A 24,007-nucleotide genomic window follows, 5' to 3' on the forward strand; every position below is an offset into this window, starting at 1 on the left:
ATCAGATGATTATCCCGTCCTGTGCCGGACATCACCGGCGAATGACGAAAATATCCTATCGTTTCCGGGTGCAGCGACTATCATTTCATCTACCAAAATAAACGGTTCATCGCTGGTACAGCAACCAAATGGCATTTGATACGCAGTAACCGCAATGGGTTCGGCACAAGCAAGGAAGGACGAAACGATGTACTTATCTCCGAGATCATTCATCAATCAGCCTGTTCAACCATTGGCCGAGCATGATCAGGAGCGGGGCTATCAACCGCTCTATCATCTCGATATCGTCAATCGCTGCCCCGGCTGTGGCAAATCGCATTGGCATGTCGGCCGGATCAGCGCCGAATGCGCTTATTGCGAGACCGCTCTGCCGCTGGCGATGGTCGCCAGCCAGCCCATGCAGCCTCGCTTTACCGAGCATTTCAGCAAAACCGCGATGGTCGCCTGACCGGCAGGAGCCCTTCAGCCCGCCTTCATACGTTCCAGATAGGAAGCAGCCGCATTTGACTTGATCCGCACCCACATCGGCTTGTGATCGGACAGTTGATAGGTGCGCCAGTTGCCCTTGTAATATTTCGTCAGCGCAGTGCCCTGCTTGTTCTTGCCTCCCGCTTTCTTCCTCAGCTCCTTTTCATATTCCAGCACGTCGCCATCCCGGAAGATCGACTTGAAAATCTCGAAAATGCCGGCATTGGCCTTCTTCGGATCATCGGTCTGACGGTCTATGAAATTCAGCGTGTCATCATCGGTCATGAAGGCGATCTGATCATAATATTTGCTGAGGTCCAGATTCGACGGCCGGTTAAGCGCATTGGGAATCCGGAAACCATGCCGCTTCAGCGCGGTCATCGTTTCATGATCGGGGTGGACGATATTGAAATCCCCCAACAGGATCAGTGACCGGCCTTCCTTTTGCGCCTGTTCGGCCCGATCGGCGAAATAGTCGGCGACCCGGTCGATTTCCTGCACCCTTTGCTGCAGCTTCGATCCTGACGACGAGCCGTAGAAGAGGTGCACCGTACAGATATCGAACTTGAACCAGCCGGACTGGAAGGCGGTGATGAACGGCGACCGCCGGAACTGCTTGCCCTGATATAGCGCCCCACCCTCTCCAGCCGTATCATCGGTTATCAGCATCTCGGTCGGCAGGACGATTTCGCCCGCGATATTCTGGAACCGCACCTTGCGCTTGTCATAGAGGTAGAGCAACCGCTCGCCGCCGCTACCAAGCTTGTGATGGGTCTTGTCCGACGCGATGAAATCATAGTCCGGCCCCAGCCGGTCCATCACCGCATGCCAGTCGTCGAGATCGACCACTTCCTGCACCGCGACAAAGTCGAAACGGGATAAAATTTCGGCGATATACATCAGGCTTTCCGGCAACCGTCGAACCTTGCCGAAATTGCGGATATTCCAGGTCGCCAGCAGCAGCGTCTGCTCGCTGTCCTTGTCCGGCACTTCGCGGTCGAGCTGGCCGATCAGTCGCTCGAGATTGCCGACGACCCGCGGGCGATCTGCCTTGGGGATATATTTGAGATAATAATATTGCGGCATGCGGCTTCTCCCATTTTCAGGAACCAGAACACGCGACCGTTTATCTTTTGCCGGACCATAGCCGATTGTGGTGCTGTAGGACAGTCTCGATCAATCCTTGCCGTTCATCCCGAGCTTGTCGAACCGAAGGCCAGCGAAGCCAGCGGCGCCTCTCGACGGGAGGGTCCTTCGACAGGCTCAGGACGAACGGATATTATTGCCGTTCGTCCTGAGCCTGTCGAAGGGCTTCTCTCGTCTAAAAGCATAGTTCGACAGGTTCACCACTAGGGGATTCGATCCGAACATCATCGCCCGTCCGCCCCCTATATGTCGCCAAATGCTTTCAGCGCCGCCGGCGCAACGACATCCCCCCATTCCTGCACGAAATGCCCCGCCTCTTCGATCAGCAGCGGTTCGGGGCAGCCCCTGATCAGACCGTGCATCATCTTCATCACCGGCGGACCGAGCACCGGATCGGAGCCGCCGATCGCCATGAAGCTGGGCCCCGTCCATTCGCTGCTCCAGTAAGCCGCAGCCTGCCTGCTGACTGCAACACCGTCCATATCCGGCTCGACCGGGACCAGCGCCGGGAATGTCCGCGCGCCGGCCTGATAGCGGTCATCCGGATAAGGCGCATTATAGGCAGCGATTTCCGCCTCGCTCATTTCCGGCGTACCGCGCGCGATAATCTGGCCTGCATTAAATTCCGGCACGGTCAGCGCATATTCCTTCCAGGCGTTGAACCCGTCGCCCGCTCCGGTGCCAAGACCCAGCGCGGTGTTCATGATGATTAGCCGCGACAACCGTGGCTCGAAAGCTTCGTCCACCGGCAGCGTCAGCCCGATCAACCCGCCCCAGTCCTGCACCACCAGGGTGATATTCTGCAAATCCAAACGTTCGACCAGAGCCAGTATATGGTTGCGATGAAAATCGAAGGTGTAGGTATCAAGATCCGTTGGCTTGTCGGACCGGCCAAAGCCGAAGAAATCCGGACAGACCACCCGCGCACCGGTGGCGGTGAAATGCGGGATCATCTTGCGATAGAGAAACGACCAGCTCGGCTCCCCATGCAGGCACAGGAAAGTCCGCTCGGCCTCTGCCGGCCCGGTATCGATCCAGGCGGCGCGCAGCCCCTCGTAGCCGGGCAGATCATCGGCATAGTGAACCGGAAGGTCAAAGTCCGGGATATCGGCGAAACGCTCTTCGGGCGTGCGCAGGGCGGCGATTGTCATGGCGAATATCCTCTTCTGTTTCGGCCGGCATAGCAGAAGTCAATGCCCGCAAGATAGGGACCAGCTGCGCCAAAGTTCGTCAAAGTTCGGGCCAATGAACGCTTGTTTTGCGTGATGTAGGATAGAAAGTTGCGGATGCCTGACATTATATTTCCTACACATGGAGCGCCGCCATGATACAGGGTCGTGCGGGTTCGGACTTTGATAGCAATATCCAAACAAGGACGGTTGCGCCTGAGGCCGCAAATCCGATAAGGCCGATTGACGATATCATTGATAAGCTTTGGGATGATAGATTGAGGCAATCGGATAACGATAGCAAACAAATGGATGCAGCGAGCACGCTTTGTACATCCTGCGGCCTCTGTTGCGACGGCAGCTTGTTCAGCATCGCGCCATTGGTCCCTGAAGATGGCGCTGTTGTGCCTCCGTTGCGCTCGCATGAAGATGGCGATGAACGCTATCTTTCGCTTCCCTGTCCGGCACTGGACAGCGCGAGATGTTGTACAGTCTATGGCAATCGCCCCAGGATTTGCGGTGCTTTTCGCTGCGCTTTGCTGGACCGGCTGGATGGTGGAAAAATCTCTTTGCAGGAAGCAATGCGAAAAGTTGCCGTGGCTCGACAACATAAATCAAGGACGCTCGCGGTGGTCGGCCAGTTTGTCGACACCGATGGCCGGGGCATGAAAGATATCAAACGAAGCTACGGGAACTTGAGTTCAGAGGACCGGACCCGCGATATGCGATCCTATAGAGAAGGAGAGTTTTTGCTAAAAGCCTTTGGTCACTACCTAAAGAAACATTTTTTCCAATAATTTAGCGAGCAGGCGAAACCTTCCGATAACATCATAGCAACCGGACCAGCCAGCAAACAAAAAACATGTCTGCTTGCTGATAGGGAAAGAATTGCGCGGGAGCCACAATTTCAAAGCTATTAAAGTAGAGCTGTCAGAGCGGCTCTAATATCAGTCCTTGAAGTTTATGATGCCCCAACCAAGGTTCCGGCCTCTATCCCCACACTCTTTTTACCCTCAGTATAATCTTCCAAAACAATCTCGGTCAGCTCGGGCTTTTCGTAAATTCGTTTGGCCGGTGTCGCTTCTGATTTGTTGCTCGTTTTCATGGTCTGCCTTTCGATAAGCATCGCGATTACTTCGCGAAGGCCAATAAAGTATACAGCTGGCGCACGCCGGTCAAGATGATCTGTTCAAGCAGGCCACAGATCATCTGAGAACGAGCGCGATTCATCTTGCCCGGACAGAACACTCAACTTTGCCGATTCGCGCCACCTTCACGCCAGATATTCGTCCAGCGTCATCTGCAGCCGCCGGATCCGAGCCTCCTGATAATTGCCAAGCGACTGGGCGCCTTTCTTCGAGGCTTTGGCGCCATCTCTTTGCATCGCGAGATTGTCGGTGTCCTGATCGAGGATGTCCGCGAGAACAAAGCCTTCGACGCTGGTGTAGCTGTCCTCTATCTCCAGCCGGATCGGCTTGGCCGGCGCCGGGCGCTCGCCATTTTCGGGAAGCGGTTGCAGCACCAATATCTCGTGCAGGCAATGGTCGACGTCGATCGGGCGGAAGCGGTAGCAGAGGCGGATGTTGATGCCGGGGAAGAAGAACATGTTGGGAAAGAGGAAATATTCGAGGCTGTCGATCATCTCGCTGGTCGAGACACCGGACAGATCGACATTGAACTCGCTGCCATGTTCCTGGCGCAGCATTTCGGCATGGACTTTCCGGGCCGAGGCTCCTTCTGGAAGGTCCTTCGGATCGCGGCCGAGTTTCTCGAATAGCTTGGCCTCGCTGACCGGCTGATTCAGATGCGGGCTGGGCACGCCGATCGCGTGCATGAAACGACTGACATTCTTGCCGAAAATATCATATTGCGCATTGGCATCGCCGGCCGTGTAGACCGCCTGCGAATGGGTTTCGAGCACATGATAGGCCTCGAGGAACGCCTCCATCGCCATTTTCCAGTTGGCCGGCAGGACCTTCTGTGTGTGCAGCGCGACATACCGGTCGTCCATCGGCCATTGCTTGAAATGATCCGGCAATATTTCCAGATAATCGGCCAGCGGCGGCGCATCGTCGTCCATATTGATGAAGACAAATCCGCCCCACAGTTCGCAGCGGATCTCGGTCAGGCCGAAATTATCCTCGTTCAGATGCGGGAAGTCCCAGCGGCAGGGGATTTCCTTGAGCGATCCGTCAAGATTGAAGGTCATGCCGTGGAAGGGGCAGCGGATATGCGCGCGTTTGGCACCGCTGCTGCCCTCGGTGGCGAATTTCATGCCGCGATGCGGGCAGCTGTTCACGAACGCCCGGATCTTTCCGTCATCGCCGTGCACGACCAATATCGAATAGGGTCCGACATCATAGACATGCTGATTGCCGGGTGAAGGAATATGTTCCTCGCGACAGGCCCATTGCCACGTCCGGTTCCACATCCGGTCGATCTCGCGGTCATGAACAGCGGGATCGATATAGCGATCAAAGCTGATATCCTCGTCGCCGAGAAATTCATATTGCTCGGCCCGCATCGCCGGCGGCGGATTGTCGCCGTCGGCATCCATGATATCCTGCATCGAGGGCCCCGGGCAACGCGCCTCCCCTGGCGCGAGTTCAGGATTGGCGGGCTTGGTCAGGTCATAGGTCATGGTCGGGCTCCAATTTGCGATTCATGGCAATACGGTCGTACAGCGGGTCGTCGGGCTTGCGCGCGCCTAGGATCATCGGCGACCCGTCAAGGAAGGCATCGGTACAGGGATCGTCGCGGACCCAGTCCACCAGCTCCGATCGATAGGCAAATTTCCAGACCCCGTCGCGCTTCTCCATCCGGTCGACATAGCGGCCGGCGATGAACAGGTCGCGCTTCTCGCCCGCCTCGCCCGTCAGCTTGTGATAGGCCTGATAATAGACCTCGCCATGGGCCTGATCGCCGGACAGCTCGATCAGATGCTGGCCGAGCATGTGATGGTTGCGCTCGTGCGTTTTCAGCGCCTCGATGCAGAAGTCGGCAAAGCCGTCCGGACCACCCTCGTAGATTCCGTAGCTCAGATAGGCGTCATCCCAGAATTGCGCCCGCAGCAGATCACGGTCCAGACGGTCCAGACCACGCATATATAGCGCGGCCAGATCGCGGATCGCCAGATTGGCCGTTACGGCCTCCAGTTCGGTTGCCCTAATCGCATCTCTCCTGTTCTTTTGAGGCATAGTAGGAGCCGGACGGATCGGGTAAATTACCCTTATCGATAGCGGGAGAGTGACTATGGCCGATACCAATCAAGCGAGCATGCAGGAGCCTGGCCGCGCGCCCAGCCCGGCAGAAATGGCGGATCGCGCCGCCATCGCCGAGATCATTGCGCTGCACTGCCGCGGCGTCGACCGGGCCGACGAGGCGACCCTGAAAAGCTGCTACTGGCCCGACGCCACCACCGCTTACGGACCGGAAGCCGTGCCCGCTCACGGCTTTTGCGAGGAACTTGTGCCGGCGATCAAGGCGTTCCGGCAGACCCACCATATGGTCACCAACATCCTCTACGCCTTCGATGGCCCGCAGGCGCACGTCGAAAGCTATCTGATCGCCTTTCACTATCTCGCCGGAGCGGATGGCGCGGACAGCGAGATGACCTATCTCGGCCGCTATCTCGACCGGTTCGAAAAGCGCGGCGACATCTGGAAGATCCGGCACCGCGAACCGGTGATGAGCTGGAGCCAGAATGCCGCCACCACCCATGACGGCGACCACCCCGCCCTGTCGGCGCTGCGCCAGGCGGCGCGCTTCCCGGACGATATTGTCTACAAATAACGCCCACCCGGCGGCAAATTGACAAGATAGCCCCGCTTTTGTTTTCTGCGATCTTTGCCGGAAGGTCCCAGAAAACAACCCTTTTTCTGCAACCGCAGCGGTCCCGAGTGTAACCTTTGCACAAACCGCCGCCCGCACACTCCCGTGACCAGAGGCCATGGCTGGCCAAAGACTCGTCACCACAGCCAGCATAACCGCAAGGGACCCGTGTAGGACAGCGGCAATCGCTCCGCAGGGCCGGCCCCTTGTGGCAATTTTGCATCAGACGCGGCGCAATCGCATCTTTTTCACTTTCCGATGGAACGCTCCCCGTTGCCGACCGTTCTCATGGTTCCCCGATCGGTCGCGCCCCCATTATGGCGGCTGATCGGGGGGAAGCCCGCAGCCATAGCGGGCAAGACCGGAACGATCCTGTTCCATGTTTAGTTAGTTGGAGTAATAGTATGAAATCCCCCATGATCACCCCCCTGATCCTCTCCTCGGTTGTCGGCAGCTTTGCCGTGGCCGCTCCTGCTGCCGCGCAGTCCGACTCCCCCTTCACCGGTCCGCGCGCGGAAATTCTCGGCGGCTATGACACGCTGCGTTCCGGCAGCGACGTGGATGTCGATACCGACAATGACGGCATTTTCGAAAATAACACGCTCGACCAGTCGGTCGACGGCTTCGCTTATGGCGTTGCACTCGGCTATGATTTCGATGCGGGTCCTGTGGTCTTCGGTCTCGAAGGCGAATATATGGATTCGACCGGCGAACAGGAAGGCGACGAGGATATCAACGCGCCGTTCGGCTATCGCATCAACCTGAAGCGCGACCTCTATATCGGCGCGCGCGTCGGTGCCAAGGTCACGCCGACCACCCTGCTCTACGCCAAGGGCGGCTACACCAACACCGCGGTCGAATCCCGCTTTCAGGACCGGGCCGAAGCCGATGGCGTCGACCTGAACTTCGACGACAGCCAGCAGGTTGACGGCTATCGTCTGGGCGCAGGCGTCGAGCAAGTAATCGGCACCGGCGGCAACGGCGATGGCTCCGGCGCGTTCGTCAAGCTCGAGTATCGCTATTCCAACTATAGCTCGCTGAAATATAACGACACATTGTTCAACGATAACAATGAAATCGGCGTCGACCTCGACCGCCACCAGGTCGTCGCGGGCGTTGGTTTCCGCTTTTAAGCTGGAACTGGTCTAGCAAGAAGAGGGCGTGCCGTTCAGTGGACGGCGCGCCCTTTTTTTTGACTTGCCCGATAGTTTGCGGTTGTCGAGAGCAGAAAGCTTGCGAACAACGCTTAAAGATACGGGAAAGCGGTCTTCACTGCTGCGGAATAGAACGCGCTTCGTTGCAGCCGTCCTGATTGCCCAGCTTGCAGGCATAACCGAAAAACCGACGGGCCATTTTCATGTCGACCGGGCCACCATCACCGGTGCGCGCCAATATGCCCGTATTCATGCAACCGCCCACGGCCCCGGCATTGCAGGATTGCGCAAAGGCCGCGCGAGCTGCGGTCCGGTCCTGCTTCACGCCTTCGCCGCCGTAGAGCGCATTGCCATAGTTCAGGCATCCATCCGCCTTGCCCTTCGTGCAGGACTTTTCGAAAGCACTGGCTGCGCTGGCCAGATCGACCGCGCCACCCTGCCCGGCCTGGGTCATCAGCCCCAGTCCGTAACAGCCATCAACGTCGTCGCCGCTGCAGGCTTTGTCAAACAGAGCTCGAGCCTTGGCGAGATCTGCGCTCACGCCACTCCCAGCATAATAGAGATAGCCCAGATTATAGCAGGCGCTTGACCGGTTGCCCTCACACGCCTTGCTTAGCGGGCCAAGTGAAGAACCAATATCTTTGGGCCCTCCCTCCCCGTCGCGCAGCATGCGGCCATAGACATCGCAGGACGCCGGAATATTCGCGGCACAACCCTTTGCATATGCGCGTCGCGCGAGCGGTAGATCTTTCGCGACATGCGTACCGCGATACGCCATTGATCCCAGATTATTGCAGGTAACCGCAATATTGCCGTCAAAGCAGGCGATCTTATATTGGGCGAAGGCGGTCGCGTGGTCGCCTTTGTTCGCCGCTTCCTGTCCGGCCAGCGCCGCTTTCTGATAGCTGCTCATTCCGGATTGCGCATGCGCCGCGCTACCGGTGAGAATCACCGCAAAGACAACAATAATTTTTAACAGATTCGGCATCGACTGCTCCTTCGGTAATAGGGATAGATTTTAAAATTCAGCAAACATTGCGATTTGCATTATTGTTCATGGTGCAATGTGCGGAGCGGTATTTCTCTCGCACCTGCTTCCGCGCGTCTGCGCTCGACAAGACTGAGGGGGAGGCCGAAGACCCAGACGAGGAGGATCTGCGATAGCTGTTCCGACTGCCGCCATTCTGTGCGGCCCAGCGTCTTGAGGACGCGCCCGGCATATTGGTGCAATTGAATATGCCGCAATCATTGCCGCGCGACCGGCGGGAGATTTCCGTATTAACTGCCCGGTTCAGACTACCGGAGGGGAACCAATAATCCAGCACATGGAGATTATCGATATAGACGCTGCCCATCGCGCCTGCATTGATGGCTGCAGTCAGCGCATATTCTGCATCATCGACGGTGCGGGAATTGTAAATGGCAGCATAGATTGCACCGTCATAGTCCCGGCTTTTAAGGAAGCTGGTGACAATAGCGCGCTTATTCGCCTGCGCGGCTTGCTGCGCCGCTTGCTGCTGGGCGCGCTGGGCCGCTTCCGCCCGCTCGATCTTGATCCGGCGCGATTTCAGAGATCCGGCGAGATCGCAGATTGATTTGCGGTCTTCACCGCCCGAGCCGCACGCGTGGACAGCCAATTGTTCGGCGTTCCGATAGTCTCCGAGATTATACAGGATACGGGCCTGATGCATGCAGGATTGCCAACGGCCAAAACCACAATTTATACTTCGGTACCGCAGTGCTTTTTCCGCATCGAAATAAGGTGAACTGCTGTCGGCAAAAACGGCTTCTGCCACATCGCAGCCGTCGCGATCCTGCTCGGCACATCCCCTTTGTGAAAAATTGCTTGCCGCGGACCAGTCCTTGTCGACATCTCCTGCCCCGTCAAAATAGATCAACGCCAGGCGGCCGCAGGATGCCCCGTCGAAGCCATTGCAGCCATTTTGCAAATAGCGCAGGCTGAGAAAGGCATCGAAATCCGGGCTTGTCGGATCAGACAGGATCATCCCGGCCTTGCCACATGCTAATTTGTCGCCGGAATTGCACTGCGCAATATAGCTATCCAAAGTAGCGGCGCTTGTCTGCGCGGTTACCGGTGAACCAAGACCGGTAGTCAGCAGCAATAAGCAAAACAGATACACTGATCGCCAAGCTGGCTTTGATAGAGCACGGGCGGGCGCCGAGTGGCTGGGTTGCAGACTGGTCATTGCCCCTGTCTATTTGCAGTTCTGGCGGGCGTCCAATGACAAAGCCTGTTAGAAATCTGCGAACGGACGGCCTTCGGTGAGCGTCTGCCGGCTACAGGATATTCGGGAATCACCTTGCCCGTCTTGTCCGATGGAATTTCCGCATTGCCCAAGGCCATCGCCTCGCTGACCGCCGACCTGATCGACGAACATGAGGCAGAGACCGGCCTCAGGCAGGGAGGCAGTTTCTACGCTGTGCTACAGTTCACGACCAAGCTTGGCGGTGCGGTGGTATTACGGTGACAGTTTACTAAATACACAAATTACCCCCCCGACAAATGCCTTTTCTCAGGCCCCCGTTTCTTCGGCTTCAACGACCGGCTGCTTTGTGCCTCAATCTGCTCGATCCAGGCATCGTCTCCCTGTTGGCTGCCGGTGGTTTCCGATCGCCGGAGATTGGATGGTGCGGGTTCATTGGTAAAGGCAAGCGCTTTGGCAAAAACGCTCATGGATGACGGGGAATTGGTGTATTTAGTAAACTGTCACCATAATCCCTTGATAGCATAATTTCGGTAGCTTCCAGCCCCCTATTGTGCGACGCTGACATCAATGTGAATAAGCTCCAGCCCGCCCCCCTGCATCTGACCCTCCCCAACCGCCTGTCCTACGGCCTTGGCGGGGCGGTTTATGCGGTGAAGGAAGCGGCCTATGTCATGTTCGTGCTGCTGTTCTACACGCAGGTGCTGGGGCTGAGCGGGACGGCGACCGGGATTGTGCTTTCGCTCAGCCTGGTCTGGGACGCGGTGTCGGACCCGATGGTCGGCAGCTGGTCCGATCGCTACAAGAGCCGCTGGGGGCGGCGGCACCCGTTCATGATCTACGCCACCATGCCGATGGGCCTGGGCTTTGTCGCGCTGTTTGCGCCGCCGGAATTCGTGCGCGACAGCCAGCTGTGGCTGGCGGCGTGGCTGCTGGGCTGTTCGTTGTGGATCCGCACCGCGCTGACCTTTTTCTCGATCCCGCATTATACCCTGGTCGCGGAAATCTCGCAGGATTATCACGAGCGCAGCGCCCTGATGGGGCAGCGGACCGCCTTCCTGTTTCTCACCACCCTGCTGCTGCCCTCGGCCTGTCTCTATTTCCTGTTCGACGAGGGCGCGGGCGGCGACGGCCGCTTTGTCGCGAGCAATTATGTGACCTATGGCTGGCTGTCGGCGCTGATCGTCTGGATCACCGCGACGGCCTGTATCGCCGGGACCTGGAAATTTATCGGCCATACCAGGATCGACCCCGCGCGCGCGCCGTCGACGCCCGGCTTTGCCGGACTGTGGAGCGATTTTCTCTCCACCTTCCAGAACCGCAATTTCCGCAATGTGCTTGCCTATGATCTGGGCGCAACCGCGTCCTATGGCATCACCGTTGCGCTCAACATCATCTTCTGGACCTATTTCTGGGAATTGCAGGCGACCGAGATGGGGCTACTGCTCGGCCTGTCCGTGCTGATCGCGGTGCCGATCGCGATGGTCTTTCTGAAGACCGCCGGCCGGCGGATGCCCAAGCATGACATTGTCAAATGGGCGGTGGTGGTGATGCTGCTCGACCTGTCCTGGCCCTATCTGCTGCGCTGGCTGGACCTGATCCCGGACAATGGCGATCCGGTGATTTTCGCCATTCTGGTGGTCCAGAATGCAGTCTTCATGAGCTTCTTCATCCTGCGGATCGTGGCGATCGCCTCGCTGACCGCCGACCTGACCGACGAGCACGAAGCCGAAACCGGGCTGCGGCAAGAAGGCGGATTCTACGCGGTGCTGCAGTTCACGACCAAGCTCGGCGGCGCGGTGGGGCCGCTCTATGGCGGCTTTGCCCTCGACCTGGTCGGGCTGGAGGAAGGCATGCGGCCGGGATCGGTGGAGCAATCATCGCTCGACGCGCTGGTCCTGATCGGCGCTGCCGCGATCGTGCCGCTGATGCTGCTGGCCTTTGTCTTCACCTTCCGCTTCTCGATGACCGAAGAACGGTTGCGACAAATCCAGGCGCTGATCGCCCGACGACGCCGGGACGAATAAAAAGGGGAGCGCAACCGCACTCCCCTCTCTTAAACTTCATTCAGGCAACCGCGGCCTGTTTCACCGCGTCGCCCTCAGCCTCATTCACCCGGTACGGGGAAGCCGCGCTTCTTGAGGATATATTTGACCTCCGGATCGCGGCCGCGGAATTCGCGATAGGCTTCGCCGCGGTCGGTTTCGTTGCCGGTCGCCAGAATGATCGAGCGGAAGCGTTCGGCGACCTCCTTGTCCCACGGGCTGCCGGCTTCTTCAAAGGCGGCCCAAGTGTCGGCGTCCATCGTTTCCGACCAGAGATAGCTGTAATAGCCGGCCGAATAGGCGTCGGAGGAGAACAGATGGTTGAACTGCGGCAAGCGGTGCCGCATCACGATTTCCTTGGGCATGCCGATTTCCGCCAGGGTTTCGCGCTCGAACGCATCGGGATCGGTCACCGGTTCTTCACGGTTGTGCAGCTTCATGTCGACAATCGCGCTGGACAGATATTCGACCGTCGCAAAGCCCTCGTTGAAGGTTTTCGACTTGTTGATCTTGTCGACCAGTGCCTGCGGCATCGGCTCTCCGGTGTCGGCATGTTTCGCATAATTGTCGAGAATATAGCGCGTCAGCAGCCAGTTTTCATTCACTTGGCTCGGATATTCGACAAAGTCGCGCGGCGTGCCGGCGAGGCCCGGATAGGTGATGTCATAGTTGAGATAGTGCAGCGCGTGACCGAATTCGTGGAACAGGGTCGAGGCATCGTCGAGGCTGATCAGCGTCGGCTGTCCGTCGCCGCCCTTGACAAAATTGTTGTTGTTCGACGCCAGCACATAGCGGTTCTTGCCGCCCAGATCATGCTGGCTGCGATAGGTGGTCATCCACGCGCCCGACCGTTTGCCCTCGCGGGCATAATTGTCGAGATAGAAGAGACCGACCAGCTTGTCGCCGCGCTTCACCTCGAAGGTCCGCACTTCCGGATCGAAGACCGGAACGCTGCCGGTATTTTCGGTGAAGGTCATGCCGTACAGCTTGCCCGCCGCATCGAACATGGCATCGACCATATTGTCGAGCTTGAAATAGGGTTTGATCTCGGCAGCATCGAGGTCATATTTCGCCTTGCGGACCTTTTCCGCATAGAAACGATAATCCCAGGGCGCGATGGTGATGCCCGCGCCTTCCTTGTCAGCCACCGCCTGCATGTCGGCGACTTCCTCCTTCACCCGGGCAACGGCAGCTGGCCAGACCTTCATCATCAGTTCCATCGCCGCTTCCGGATCCTTCGCCATCGTGTCGGCCATGCGATAATGGGCGTGGGTCTTGAACCCGAGCAGCTTGGCGCGATCGGCGCGAATCTTCAGGATTTTGGCAATGGTCGCGTTGGTGTCATTCTCGCCGCCATTGTCACCGCGGTTGATATAGGCGTTATAGACCTTCTCGCGCAGGTCGCGGCGAGTCGAGTTCTGCAGGAACGGCTGCATCACCGAACGGGTGTTTTTCAGCGCCCAGCCGGTCTTGCCCTGCGCTTCGGCAGCGGCCTTGATCGACGCGACAAAGCTGGCGGGCAGGCCGGCCAGATCGGCTTCGTCGGTCAGATAGATATAGCTTTCCTCGTCGGCCAGCACCTTGTTGGAAAAATCATTGAACGCTTTCGACAATTCGGTGTTCAGCGCGATCAGCTTTTGCTTGTCCGCCCCTTCGAGCAGCGCACCGTTGCGGACGAGTTGCTCGTAATTGCGTTCGACAAGACGCATCTGCTGCGCGTCGAGGCCGGCGGATTCCCGGTTGTCATAGACCGCCTTGGTCTTTTCGAGCAATTTTGGATCCAGTGCCAGTTCGTCAAAGAAAGCCGAGATTTTCGGCATCCATTCGCCCTGAATCTTGCGAATTTCCTCGTTCGACAGATTGCTGCTGTGGACACCCCAGATGGCGAACAGCTCGTTGGCATCATTACCGGCCAGTTCCATCGGCAGCGTGAAATTTTCGAAGGTCGGAGGCTCGGGATTGTCGCGGATCGCAATCACCTCGGCCTTGACCTTGTCCATGGTCGCCTGAAAAGCGGCGGGGAAATCCGAAACATTGATCTCGTCCCAGGCCGGCACGCCGTCATAGGGGCCAGTCCACGGCTGGAGCACGCTATTCTCGCTGATATCAGCTGGGGCAGATTGCATCGCGCTCATTTTGTTCAATTCGGCTGTTGTCATTTTTTTTCCATGATCGTCGGCGAGAGCAGGTGTCGCGGTCGCGCCAATCAGCGCGGCGCTGGACACGCCCAGAAAGAATTTGCGGGTGGAAATCGTGAATCGCATCTATAAGTCTCCAAATATGGGATCCGCTGTCGCGGCTCGGCCCGAAGCGCCCTCGGCGCAATCGGGAACCGTCTAGCCAAAGCGAAGCGGAAACGCAAAAAAGGTTGCGTTGGAAATCAATTATTAGACGAACGACTGTTTATTGCCGATGAACGACATCGGAATATCCGCTTATTGCGGCCTCTCGGCCAGCAGCGCCCGGACCAGGGGTTGCAGATTCTCGTCATAGCGAGCGAGCATGACATGCTCTTCGGCATTTTCGAAATGACTGACCAGTTGCCGGCCGTTCCAGTAATGCAGGGCGATGGCCGGCGGGTCGGCGACGATCATGTTGCGGCCATCGGGGACGTCCGGATCGATCGGGCTGAGATCCAGCGCCACCTGCGGCGCTGTCGATGCGCAGATTGCCAGACTGATATCGCCCCACCAGGTGGAGATATTGCGGTGCAGATGGCCGGTTATCATGCCCTTGACCTGGTCATGACCCGCCACCGTTTCCGCCAGCCGGCTGACCCAGGGCTCTTCCGGATGGGTAGTCATCCACTCGATTCCGCTCTCGACCGGCGGATGGTGGAGGATCAGGATGACCGGCTTGTCCGGCTGCTCCGACAGGCGCGCGGAAAGCCAGGCGGCACGGGTCTCACAAAAAGCGCCGCCGTGGCGCCCCTCTTCCAGCGTGTCGAGAAACAGCAGCCGCAGCTCCGGCGTATCGACCTCATATTGGACAAAGCCGTCAGGGACCGGAACATCGGGAAACTGTTTGTGGAACGGCGCCCGCAGGTCGTGATTGCCGAGACACATGTGCACCGGAAAAGGCACAACGGACAGGGCATTTTGCAGCCGCTGATAGCTTTCCTGATCGCCTCGGTCCACCAGATCACCGGTTGCCAGCAACAGATCGGGCTGCGGAGTCATCGCGCAAATCGCCTTGATCGCCTGATCGAGCCTCTTGCGGTTGAATTCTGCCGGATTGTCGGGGTCAAAGCCCAGATGAATATCCGTGATCTGCGCCATTAACATAGACGCCCTCCCCTTTTTTCCTCTGCCCTAGCGCCGGGCAATCTGTTTCTCCGGCTTTGCCTGTTTGTCTTTCTGTTGTTCCTTGATCAGCCAGGGTGCTCCGTCATCAGCATGGTAATCATGACACATGGCGCAGGTCGACGGTACGTCGGACGCTTCCTGGAATTCGCCGCCATGGCATTCGCGGCAGGTCTTGATGCCCGGCAGCAACAGATCGGTGGCCTGCTTGGACGCCGGTGCATCGTGACAGCTTTCGCAAGTTTCTTCTTTATGGGCGTCATGGCTGAACCAGCCCTTGCGCATATATCGGTCGGTCTGGGTCACCGGCTTTATGCCATAGTCGACCCGACCGCGTGCGGTCGGGGGAGTGACGCCGTGACAGTCGAAACAGGCCCCGCCCCGCGAGAACACCTCGCTGATCGCCAGATTCGCACGGCTCGGCCGGAAGCGAACGGCGCGAGCGTAATCGCTGGCAACTCGGATGTCGTTGCTTTCGCCCGGACGGCGGCGCTTCATTCCACCAAGATTGATCGGCCGGGCCGGGCCGGTGGACCTGTAATAGGCCCTGAGATCGGCCTGCACCATCGCCGGTTCACCATGCCGCAAGGTCCGCACCGTGCCGCCAATCTCATCAAAGGCAAGGCTGTGGCACATGCTGCAGTCTTCTTTCATGTCGACCGGCTCAAAACGCACCCCCTTGGGATCGGGCGTATGGCAATCCTTGCAGACCAGCGAGGGGCCAAAACCATAATCCGCCGCGAGGCGCCGGCCCATTTGCGCGACACCGCCGATCTTCGACAGATGCAGGTCATGGGGGAATTTGAGACCATTATTCTCGGTCGGCTTGTCATCCAGCGAAACGCGCTGGCGCAGCGGATCCTTGCCCCCCGGGCTGACCAGCACAGCAGGCCGGAATTGCGGATGTTCGATGCCGAAGTCCGACGCATTTTCCAGTTTTGTATCGGTCAACCGTGCATCCATCCCGTTGTGACAATCCGCGCAGAATTTTTGCGCAGTGGGTTCCATAGCACCGGCTCCCTCATGCTCGCTGTGACATTCGACACACCTGCCCGGCGGCTTGTTGAACGCCGAGGCAAAAGCGGCACCGATTTTGCCGAAACCTTCCGGCTCGCCACGCGCGGTCAGCAGCCGTGGCTTGGCGGCATGGTCATGCGCATCATCCTCGTGGCAGGTGAGACAGGTCTTGTCCTGCACGGTGACAAAAGCGTCGACATGACAGGCCTGACAATCCTGCTCCAGCCCGTGATGCGCGCTGCTCAGCGCGCCGGCTGACCACATGGTGTCGGCATGGAACTGGTCGGGCCGTTCCTCAACCCCGCGCCAGGTTGCCCAAGTATAGATTGGCCAGGCCAGGAAGGCGACCAGAACCAGGGCGATGAACCCCCAGGCGCTGACCCGTTTACCCGGCAGCAGACCCTTGAGCGTGTAAATCGTCGACTCGCTGCGTGTTTCGGCGGAATCAGACAAGGCCTCGACCCGTTTGACCGTCAGGACGATATCATCGCCCTCTTCGCTGACGACGATGACATGGCCACCAAAGCCGAGTTCGGCACCGGCAGACGGATCGATGGTGACCGATATTCGGTGTTGCCCGTCGAGGGTAAAATTCTGGCCGGACGTGCTTTCGACAATGATCTGCCCGTCGTCGCGCTTGCGGATGACGGCATGATCCGGATTAACCGCAAGGTCGGGCAGATGAATCGCGTTGGTGGTGCTGCGGCCGACCCCGATTTCATCCGCCGGGAAAGGTTTGGACCGGGTAATATCCCGGCCGGCGGCTGTGGTTGTGATCTGGCGAACAATGAAGGTCATATTGGGCTCTCCATCCTACCAGTAGAAAAATACGCTGATGATATGCGCGGTGAGCGAAGCGATCAGCGCAAAAGTCATCGGAACATGAATATAGAGCCAGACCTGCAGCATCGCCTTGAGCTTCAGATGGCGGCGGACGCGGCCCAATGTGGATTCCTTCTTCTCGAGCAGGGCCTCCACCTTGTCGAGCGGATCATCGCCGCCCATTTTCGGCTGATAGGCCCTCTCGCGGCGCAAGTCGGCCTGCGCCTGGCGGGTGGCACAATCGGGATATTTCCCGGAAATACGGCGGAAGAAGCCGCCGCCGAAGGGATCCTGTTCCAGCGACTGGAGCACCAGCGTGGCATGTTCCGCCGAAAGCGGCTGCGCTGCTTCGTGCAGCTGCCGGTCGAGAGAGCGGAGATTCTCGAGCATTTCGGTCTCGGTCATCTCGTCGCGATTGTCCGACAGCGCCTTCGGGATGGTCACATAGAAATAGATTCCGACGATGCCGGAAATGATCACGATCATCATGAACAGATAGGCGGCGGTGTGGATATTCCAGCCGAGCTGGAACCCGGTGTGCAAAGTACCGATCACGATCAGGCTGAGGCCGAGATAGATATGCGCAGAGGTCCAGGCCTTGAGCGACCACTGACCCGGTGTCATCGCCCGCTTGCGCACGCCCAGCATAGTAAGCCACAGGATCAGCAGCGCGCCGATCGTGCCGAGCGTATAGCCGTACCAGCTGCCGCCGTTATGCCGCGGCGACACGTCGACAAGCAGATAGCTGACGATGCAGACCATCATGATCGCAGAGGATATTTTCAGCCAGCGGAAACCTGCATGTTTCAGGAAACCGTCGTGCATTGCGACTTTCTTGCGGCCGGAGGGGGCCGGGATGGCATTGCTGGCCATTATAGGGATCCCCCCATTGCTGCGAGCTCTTGGACCGTGCGTGCTGAGCTTGTCGAAGCACCGCGTCTTGCCATCTGTGCTTCGACAAGCTCAGCACGAACGGCATGATTAGAAAGCCCCGACATCACAGCTCTTCCCCTTCCAGCTTGGCGACGGTGAGAAATTCTTCCGGTGCCACGCGGATGGCCGCTCCGGTCGGGCAGGCGCGCACGCAGGCGGGACCGCCATTGATTCCGGCGCACATGTCGCACTTGATCGCTTTCTTCGGCTTCTCCACCGATGGATCGCTATGCTCGGCGCTCCATATCTTGTCCGGCTCGCCCGGTCCGGGACCGGCGCCGAAAAACAGCCAGCTGAGCAGGCCCGGTTTCTTCGGCGGCACCTTGTCCATACGGATCACGCCATAGGGGCAATAGCGCTGGCAATTGCCGCAGCCGATACAGCTGTCATCGATGAATACTTCGCCATCGGGACCGCGATGGATGGCATCGGGCGGACAATCAGACATGCAGTGCGGATGCTCGCAATGGCGGCAACTGGTCGGAACATGGAGATGCGCATAGGTTTTCCCGGCCTCGCGATCGAGACGCGACAGGCCTTCGTGGCTGTCGGCGCAGGCTTTCTCGCAATTGTCGCAACCGACGCACAGATTCTCGTCGATCAGCAGCACATCCGTGGCCTCGCCAATGCCATTGTCGACAAGGAAATTGGCAATGCCGGAATACATGTCGACCACGCCCGAGAAACTGTCCTTCTTCGCCTCGACGAAGGCGTTGACATCCTGTCGCGCGGCCATTTCCATCTTGGCCTTGCGCATCAGGTCCGGATGGGCGTCGAGCACTTTCTTGAACGCGTCGCCGTTGATCTTGATGACTTCCGACTTGATCGCCGCCTTGACCGTCGCGGTGCGATAGCCTCCGGCAATCAATGTCATTTCGCCGACATAGGAGCCGGCCGGCAGATAGGAAAGGAACACCGGTTTGCCGCCGATCTGTTTCTCGACCACCATCGATCCGACACGGATGACATAAATGTCGTTGCCCTCGCCGCCTTCCTCGATGATCGCTTCGCCGGCGCGGACGTTGACGATCTCGCTGGATTCCACGACTTCGGCAATATCTTCCCTGGTCAGGCCCGAACCGAACATCTGCAACAATTGCCGCTCGGTGGAAATGCGAGTGATGGCGCGTTTTGCAGCGGGCACCGACGCCTGCAGTTTTAGCGCCGCAGTGCGTGGAATTTCCACCACGATGACATCCTCGGCCGCCTTGATTGTCGCGCCGCGGCGACGCCCCGAGATCAGGCCGACCTCGCCAAAGATCGAGCCTTGCTCGATCGGCACGGTGATCGACGGGTCGTCCGGATTGATTTCCACTGCGACCGAGCCCTGGGCAATGGCAAACAGCGAGCTTCCCGGATCGTTTCGTTCGAAAATGACCTCGCCCCGGCCATAGCTTTGCGGCTCGCTGTCGAGCATGAATTCGCGCATCTGCAGCGGTGACAGGTCGTTGAGGATGGTCACGTTGGAACGGAAAAATTCCAGCCATTCGTCGACGGTCCGCCCCTTTGGCAGATTGGCAAATTTGGCTTCGAGTATCGGCTCGTCGGCCGGTTTCAGATCGGTGTTGCCGTTGATGAACTCGATGACATCATAGCCCTGGTTCATGCAGTGCTTGATCAGCGGATAGCCGGCAAGCGCGCCAATGACATAAATGCCCTTCTTGGTGCTTTCGAAGGCCGGCGACAATTTGGGGTAGGCCTCGCGGTCCTCGCTGGTAAATTCGATCCCGCATTCTTCGACAAATTTGCGCGGCGGCGCGCTGCCCATGCGCGCGATGATCCGGTCGCACTTGATCACTTCCTGCCCGTCACGGGTTTCCAGCACCAGCTCGCCGTCCCTGACCTCGGCCGGCGTGGTCTCGTTGCGAATCATCACCTTGCCCTGCTCGCCGGCTTCCATCAGCAGCTTCACATTGGCTTTCTTGGCCCGGGCAAATTCGGCCGAGCGGTTGAGGATGGTGACGACATTATTCTGCGCCGCATCCGCCGCCAGACCGAGCGCATTCTCGATTCCCGCGTCGCCCGAGCCGATCACCGTGATATGCTCGTCATAATATTCGCCGGGGTCGTCGAGCTGATATTGCACCATCTTGTTGTCGCCGCCGGGGCAGCGCATCAAATTGGGATTGCCCTGGGTTCCGATCGCCATGACGATCGTTTCCGCCTGCACCCTATCGCCATTTTTCAGGGTCAGCGTGAAATTGCCTTCCTCACCTTCGATCTTCACCGGCTCGGCATTATACATGACATTGACGCCGCGCTCTGCGGTCTGCTCATCCCAGGTGCCGAGAATCGCCTCGCGCTTGCCCGCATCGAAATCCATGTCCGAGCGCAGCACCAGCTGGCTCGGCGTCGCCATGACATGCTTGCCCTTCTGATATTTGAATATGGTATCGGAAAGATGGTCGGTTTTCTCGAGCAGCACATGTTTCAGCTTCAGCTGCGCAGCGCGCCCAGCCGCGCTCATGCCCGCTGGCCCGGACCCGATGATGACTACACGAAACTTGTCCGACACGCGCTTGCTTCCCCCTCTGCTTCCCCCGATCGACGCACCCTCATACGTCAATGCGATCCGGTTCAGCTTGTAATTCGGCTATAGCGCGACCCAAAAGATTGAACTTTGGCAGTATCTTACCAAAAAGCCTCTTCATTGCCAGTGCAAAATGTCACAGCCATCTCGGCGCTTGTCAGGCAGGCCGGGGCTGCTTATCCCTGCGCGGGAATATGATCCTATAAAACAGCTTGAGGACAGACCATGGCGAAATCAGCTCCACCGATGAATATCAGCCGCATCGCGCTCATCATCGCCGCCTTGCTGGCGCTGGCAGCGGTCGGGGTGCAGATCTATCGCAGCATGAATGACGAGAGCGCTACCAGCACCGCTCTCGCTGCAGCCGAGACCGAAACGGCGCCCAGCGTCGATGAGGTGATCGACGGACTGGAAAAAAAGCTGCAGGACAATCCCGACGATGCCGAAAGCTGGCGGATGCTCGGCTGGAGCTATTTTGAAACCGGGAAATTTGCCGAATCCGCCACCGCGATGAAACGCGCCACCACGCTCGACCCGGATAATCCGGAATATTGGTCGATGCTCGGCGAAGCTCTGGTGATGACCAGCAACGGACAGCAAGTGCCGGCGGACGCTGCGGCCGCATTCCGCAATGCCCTGAAGCATGACCCGAAAGACCCGCGCGCGCGCTATTTTTTGGCGGTGGAAAAAGACATGGCCGGAGACCACAGGGGCGCAATCAATGACTGGTTTGCCTTGCTCGAGGACACACCGGCCGACGCACCTTATGCCGCCGATATCCGGCGTGTTATCGGACAGGTGGCGGAAAATGAGGGTATCGATGTGAAGGCCCGTCTGGCGAAAGCCACGCCCGCTCCGCCAACCGGCGGCATCACCACGGACGGCCCTGCGGTGGCAACTGCGGCTATCCCCGGCCCCACCCGCCAGCAGATGCAGGAAGCCGCCGCCCTGCCCCCCGGCCAGCAGGAAGCGATGATCGCCAATATGGTCGACGGCCTCGACAAGCGCCTGCAGGCCAATCCGAACGATGCCAACGGCTGGATCATGCTGATCCGCAGCCGCATGCAACTGGGCCAGACGGCACAGGCCAGGCAGGCGCTGGATCGGGGGCTGAAGGCGTTCAAGAATGATGGCGCGGAAGCGAAGCGGATCCGCGAAGCAGCGGCGGCGCTGGGGGTTGGGGGGTGAAGTCGCGTTCGAGAAAAGGTCGATTTACCTTCTACGCGAATGATGACGAAAATCTCGCGTTCATTCAACTACCCGCGCACCCAAAAAAAGCTCAGCCTGGCATTGCTAAAAAACAGCTGAAACTTAGCGAGCATGTCAATTTGGGTAGAGATATCGAGATTTTCCTCGATTTCGATAAAGATGAAAATCCCATTTCGATCGAAATCCTGACCTATGATGAATGAACGATCCAGATGGCTCACTCCCGCTCTGGATTCCCAATCAAGTTTGGAATGACGGTTTTGCCGTCGGGGGCGACGGGTGGGTGTGACCGCAACCATCAAAGTCTTTCGTCATGCTGAACTTGATTCAGCATCCAGGGTGGAACAAGTTGCATCATGCCCAAAATACCCGCCGTCTATATCATGGCCAGCCAGCGCAACGGAACCATCTACGTTGGTGTAACAAGCGCGCTGGAGCGAAGAATTTATCAACATCGTGAGAAGGTCACCAAAGGCTTCACAGCGCGCTACGCTGTGAACCGGCTCGTCTGGTTCGAGATCCATGAAACCATGGAATCCGCAATCTCCCGAGAAAAGCAGATCAAGGCGTGGCGGCGTGAATGGAAACTTGCTTTGATTGAAAAGAGTAATCCCCAATGGCTGGATTTGGCGGAAAATTTTGGATTTGAACCATTGGAGTGACTCTGCGACGCTCTGGATGCTGAATCAAGTTCAGCATGACGAATACACACTACCGGAACAGCGGCTCGCCGAAGCTCCTGAGCTTGCGGCTGTGGAGCGTCCCCTCATCCGCCTCTTGGGCCAGCAGATCGATCGCGCGCAGGCCGATGGCCAGATGCTGGCCGACCCGTTCCTGGTAAAAGGCATCGGCCATGCCGGGCAGCTTGATCTCGCCGTGCAGCGGCTTGTCCGACGCACATAACAGCGTCCCGTACGGCACGCGGTAGCGGTAGCCATTGGCGGCGACCGTCGCGCTTTCCATGTCGATGGCGATGGCACGGGACTGGTTGAGGCGCCGGGCAATCTGTTCGAAGCGCAGCTCCCAGTTACGGTCGCCGGTGGTGACGACGGTTCCGGTGCGCAGATGCTGCTTGAGCTGCGACTTGTCGATCCCGGTTTCCGCCTGAACCGCCTCGGTCAGCGCCAGTTGCACTTCTGCGATGGTCGGCAACGGGATACTCGGCGGCAGGACATCATCGAGCACGTTGTCGTCGCGCAAATAGGCGTGGGCGAGGACATAGTCACCGAGCCGTTGGGTCCGGCGGAGTGCGCCGCAATGACCGATCATCAGCCAGACATGCGGGCGCAGCACCGCGAGATGGTCGGTGATCGTCTTGGCATTGCTCGGACCGACACCGATATTGACCAATGTCACGCCCGGCCGGCCATCACTGCGGACCAGATGATAGGCCGGCATCTGCGGTGGCTTGGCGATCGGCGGCGCGGAAGGCTTGCCGTCCTGGCCGGTGATCCGGTTGCCCGGCTCGACCAGCATCGTTGCCTTGCCCGACGTTACTTCCTTCAGGCCATATTCGATAAACTCGTCGACATAGCGCTGATAGTTGGTGAACAGGATGAAGGGCTGGAAATGTTCCGGATCGGTCGCGCAATAATGGCGGATGCGGTGCAGCGAATAATCGACCCTCTCGGCGGTGAACAGGGCCAGAGCGGAAGCTTCCTCACCCTGGAAGATCTGGCCGCCGTCGACGATCTCGTCATTGGTCTTGACCAGGTTGGGCGTGTGGAAATAATTGGGCAGTTTTTCCTTTTTCGCGCGATCCAGACCAGCGCCGGCATCTTCCAGCGCGAAGGCCAGCGGAATCGGCGTGTCGGACAATTCCACCCGGATCTTGGCGGTAAAGGTCGCGGCGATCCGTTCCAGCTGGTCGAGCAGATAGCGCCGGTAAAGCCGGGGTTCGGTTATCGTCGTGCGATAGGTGTTGATATCGGCCAGATGACCGGACGCCAGATGACTGGTCTCGGTCGCCTGGTCAGCGGGAATTTCGACGCTGATTTGCGGATAGAGGCCTTGCTGGCGATCGTCTTTCGACAATTTCGATGTCGCATAGCGGCGAAAGCGCGCGGCGGTGATTTCAATCTGTTCGGCGTATAATTTTTCAAGCATGGCCACGGCTTCCGCGGGCGTGGCGCATAAAGTGGATTGGGTTGTCATGT

The 24,007-nt window shown here is 58.5% G+C and carries 22 protein-coding genes; 9 read left to right on the plus strand and 13 right to left on the minus strand.

What is annotated here, in order from left to right; genetic code table 11:
* The first annotated feature begins 187 nt into the window (after positions 1 to 187).
* Positions 188 to 448: a hypothetical protein gene (locus tag SPHFLASMR4Y_RS08780; RefSeq protein ID WP_145955507.1), complete on the plus strand. Its 261-nt coding sequence runs from the start codon at positions 188 to 190 to the stop codon at positions 446 to 448.
* 14 nt (positions 449 to 462) lie between these two features.
* Here the strand turns inward: SPHFLASMR4Y_RS08780 and SPHFLASMR4Y_RS08785 are convergent, their stop codons facing one another.
* Positions 463 to 1,554, minus strand: a complete 1,092-nt coding sequence (locus SPHFLASMR4Y_RS08785) for an endonuclease/exonuclease/phosphatase family protein (protein ID WP_089133201.1) — start codon at positions 1,552 to 1,554, stop codon at positions 463 to 465.
* Positions 1,555 to 1,856: 302 nt separating this feature from the next.
* Positions 1,857 to 2,765, minus strand: coding sequence for a haloalkane dehalogenase (locus SPHFLASMR4Y_RS08790; RefSeq protein WP_089133202.1), 909 nt, complete (start codon positions 2,763 to 2,765; stop codon positions 1,857 to 1,859).
* A gap of 173 nt (positions 2,766 to 2,938) precedes the next feature.
* Here SPHFLASMR4Y_RS08790 and SPHFLASMR4Y_RS08795 point away from each other — a divergent pair, with 173 nt between their 5' ends.
* On the plus strand, positions 2,939 to 3,580 hold the full coding sequence (locus SPHFLASMR4Y_RS08795) for a YkgJ family cysteine cluster protein (protein ID WP_089133203.1): 642 nt from the start codon (positions 2,939 to 2,941) through the stop codon (positions 3,578 to 3,580).
* A 164-nt stretch (positions 3,581 to 3,744) separates the two neighbouring features.
* Here the strand turns inward: SPHFLASMR4Y_RS08795 and SPHFLASMR4Y_RS17140 are convergent, their stop codons facing one another.
* The 3 genes from SPHFLASMR4Y_RS17140 to SPHFLASMR4Y_RS08805 form a co-directional block, all read right to left on the minus strand.
* The gene (locus SPHFLASMR4Y_RS17140; protein WP_186265901.1) at positions 3,745 to 3,888 is read right to left on the minus strand and encodes a hypothetical protein; all 144 of its coding nucleotides are present in this window, start codon (positions 3,886 to 3,888) and stop codon (positions 3,745 to 3,747) included.
* A 168-nt stretch (positions 3,889 to 4,056) separates the two neighbouring features.
* A complete protein-coding gene (locus tag SPHFLASMR4Y_RS08800) occupies positions 4,057 to 5,424 on the minus strand; it encodes an aromatic ring-hydroxylating dioxygenase subunit alpha (protein WP_089133204.1) in 1,368 nt (455 codons plus the stop codon).
* Positions 5,414 to 5,980 (minus strand): nuclear transport factor 2 family protein, encoded by a 567-nt coding sequence (locus tag SPHFLASMR4Y_RS08805; protein ID WP_089133205.1) that lies wholly within the window; start codon positions 5,978 to 5,980, stop codon positions 5,414 to 5,416. Before SPHFLASMR4Y_RS08805 ends, SPHFLASMR4Y_RS08800 begins: the two co-directional genes overlap by 11 nt.
* A 55-nt stretch (positions 5,981 to 6,035) precedes the next feature.
* Here SPHFLASMR4Y_RS08805 and SPHFLASMR4Y_RS08810 point away from each other — a divergent pair, with 55 nt between their 5' ends.
* On the plus strand, positions 6,036 to 6,575 hold the full coding sequence (locus SPHFLASMR4Y_RS08810; RefSeq protein WP_089133206.1) for a nuclear transport factor 2 family protein: 540 nt from the start codon (positions 6,036 to 6,038) through the stop codon (positions 6,573 to 6,575).
* Between the two features lie 443 nt (positions 6,576 to 7,018).
* Positions 7,019 to 7,747, plus strand: a complete 729-nt coding sequence (locus SPHFLASMR4Y_RS08815) for an outer membrane protein (protein WP_260806902.1) — start codon at positions 7,019 to 7,021, stop codon at positions 7,745 to 7,747.
* Positions 7,748 to 7,883: 136 nt separating this feature from the next.
* On the opposite strand, the gene SPHFLASMR4Y_RS08820 is transcribed toward SPHFLASMR4Y_RS08815, so the two are convergent.
* Together SPHFLASMR4Y_RS08820 and SPHFLASMR4Y_RS08825 are read right to left on the minus strand one after the other, a co-directional pair.
* The gene (locus tag SPHFLASMR4Y_RS08820) at positions 7,884 to 8,756 is read right to left on the minus strand and encodes a tetratricopeptide repeat protein (RefSeq protein WP_089133208.1); all 873 of its coding nucleotides are present in this window, start codon (positions 8,754 to 8,756) and stop codon (positions 7,884 to 7,886) included.
* 37 nt (positions 8,757 to 8,793) lie between these two features.
* Positions 8,794 to 9,834: a sel1 repeat family protein gene (locus tag SPHFLASMR4Y_RS08825; RefSeq protein WP_260806904.1), complete on the minus strand. Its 1,041-nt coding sequence runs from the start codon at positions 9,832 to 9,834 to the stop codon at positions 8,794 to 8,796.
* 255 nt (positions 9,835 to 10,089) lie between these two features.
* Between SPHFLASMR4Y_RS08825 and SPHFLASMR4Y_RS16895 the strand changes: the two genes are divergently transcribed.
* Together SPHFLASMR4Y_RS16895 and SPHFLASMR4Y_RS08835 are read left to right on the plus strand one after the other, a co-directional pair.
* A complete protein-coding gene (locus SPHFLASMR4Y_RS16895; protein WP_145955508.1) occupies positions 10,090 to 10,257 on the plus strand; it encodes an MFS transporter in 168 nt (55 codons plus the stop codon).
* A gap of 308 nt (positions 10,258 to 10,565) precedes the next feature.
* Complete coding sequence (locus SPHFLASMR4Y_RS08835; protein WP_186265902.1) at positions 10,566 to 12,020, plus strand: MFS transporter; 1,455 nt, start codon at positions 10,566 to 10,568, stop codon at positions 12,018 to 12,020.
* 80 nt (positions 12,021 to 12,100) lie between these two features.
* On the opposite strand, the gene SPHFLASMR4Y_RS08840 is transcribed toward SPHFLASMR4Y_RS08835, so the two are convergent.
* The 5 genes from SPHFLASMR4Y_RS08840 to SPHFLASMR4Y_RS08860 form a co-directional block, all read right to left on the minus strand.
* Positions 12,101 to 14,302 (minus strand): M3 family metallopeptidase, encoded by a 2,202-nt coding sequence (locus SPHFLASMR4Y_RS08840; RefSeq protein ID WP_260806908.1) that lies wholly within the window; start codon positions 14,300 to 14,302, stop codon positions 12,101 to 12,103.
* A gap of 171 nt (positions 14,303 to 14,473) precedes the next feature.
* Positions 14,474 to 15,322: a phosphodiesterase gene (locus SPHFLASMR4Y_RS08845; protein WP_089133211.1), complete on the minus strand. Its 849-nt coding sequence runs from the start codon at positions 15,320 to 15,322 to the stop codon at positions 14,474 to 14,476.
* Between the two features lie 27 nt (positions 15,323 to 15,349).
* Positions 15,350 to 17,155 carry a cytochrome c3 family protein gene (locus SPHFLASMR4Y_RS08850; protein ID WP_089133212.1) on the minus strand — a complete coding sequence of 602 codons (1,806 nt, stop codon included), beginning with the start codon at positions 17,153 to 17,155 and terminating at the stop codon, positions 15,350 to 15,352.
* 15 nt (positions 17,156 to 17,170) lie between these two features.
* Positions 17,171 to 18,052: a hypothetical protein gene (locus SPHFLASMR4Y_RS08855; protein ID WP_089133213.1), complete on the minus strand. Its 882-nt coding sequence runs from the start codon at positions 18,050 to 18,052 to the stop codon at positions 17,171 to 17,173.
* Between the two features lie 124 nt (positions 18,053 to 18,176).
* Entirely contained in the window at positions 18,177 to 20,579 is a 2,403-nt protein-coding gene (locus tag SPHFLASMR4Y_RS08860; protein ID WP_260807147.1) for a cyclic nucleotide-binding domain-containing protein, read from the minus strand.
* A gap of 288 nt (positions 20,580 to 20,867) precedes the next feature.
* Between SPHFLASMR4Y_RS08860 and SPHFLASMR4Y_RS08865 the strand changes: the two genes are divergently transcribed.
* The 3 genes from SPHFLASMR4Y_RS08865 (at position 20,868) to SPHFLASMR4Y_RS08870 (ending at position 22,513) form a co-directional block, all read left to right on the plus strand.
* On the plus strand, positions 20,868 to 21,830 hold the full coding sequence (locus SPHFLASMR4Y_RS08865; RefSeq protein WP_089133215.1) for a tetratricopeptide repeat protein: 963 nt from the start codon (positions 20,868 to 20,870) through the stop codon (positions 21,828 to 21,830).
* A complete protein-coding gene (locus SPHFLASMR4Y_RS16900) occupies positions 21,827 to 22,054 on the plus strand; it encodes a DUF2283 domain-containing protein (protein WP_145955509.1) in 228 nt (75 codons plus the stop codon). Before SPHFLASMR4Y_RS08865 ends, SPHFLASMR4Y_RS16900 begins: the two co-directional genes overlap by 4 nt.
* Before the next feature lie 153 nt (positions 22,055 to 22,207).
* A complete protein-coding gene (locus SPHFLASMR4Y_RS08870; RefSeq protein ID WP_089133216.1) occupies positions 22,208 to 22,513 on the plus strand; it encodes a GIY-YIG nuclease family protein in 306 nt (101 codons plus the stop codon).
* A 49-nt stretch (positions 22,514 to 22,562) separates the two neighbouring features.
* On the opposite strand, the gene SPHFLASMR4Y_RS08875 is transcribed toward SPHFLASMR4Y_RS08870, so the two are convergent.
* A complete protein-coding gene (locus SPHFLASMR4Y_RS08875) occupies positions 22,563 to 24,005 on the minus strand; it encodes an AMP nucleosidase (protein WP_089133217.1) in 1,443 nt (480 codons plus the stop codon).
* Positions 24,006 to 24,007: the final 2 nt, after the last annotated feature.

The sequence above is a fragment of the Sphingorhabdus sp. SMR4y genome (assembly GCF_002218195.1).
Lineage (GTDB): Bacteria > Pseudomonadota > Alphaproteobacteria > Sphingomonadales > Sphingomonadaceae > Parasphingorhabdus.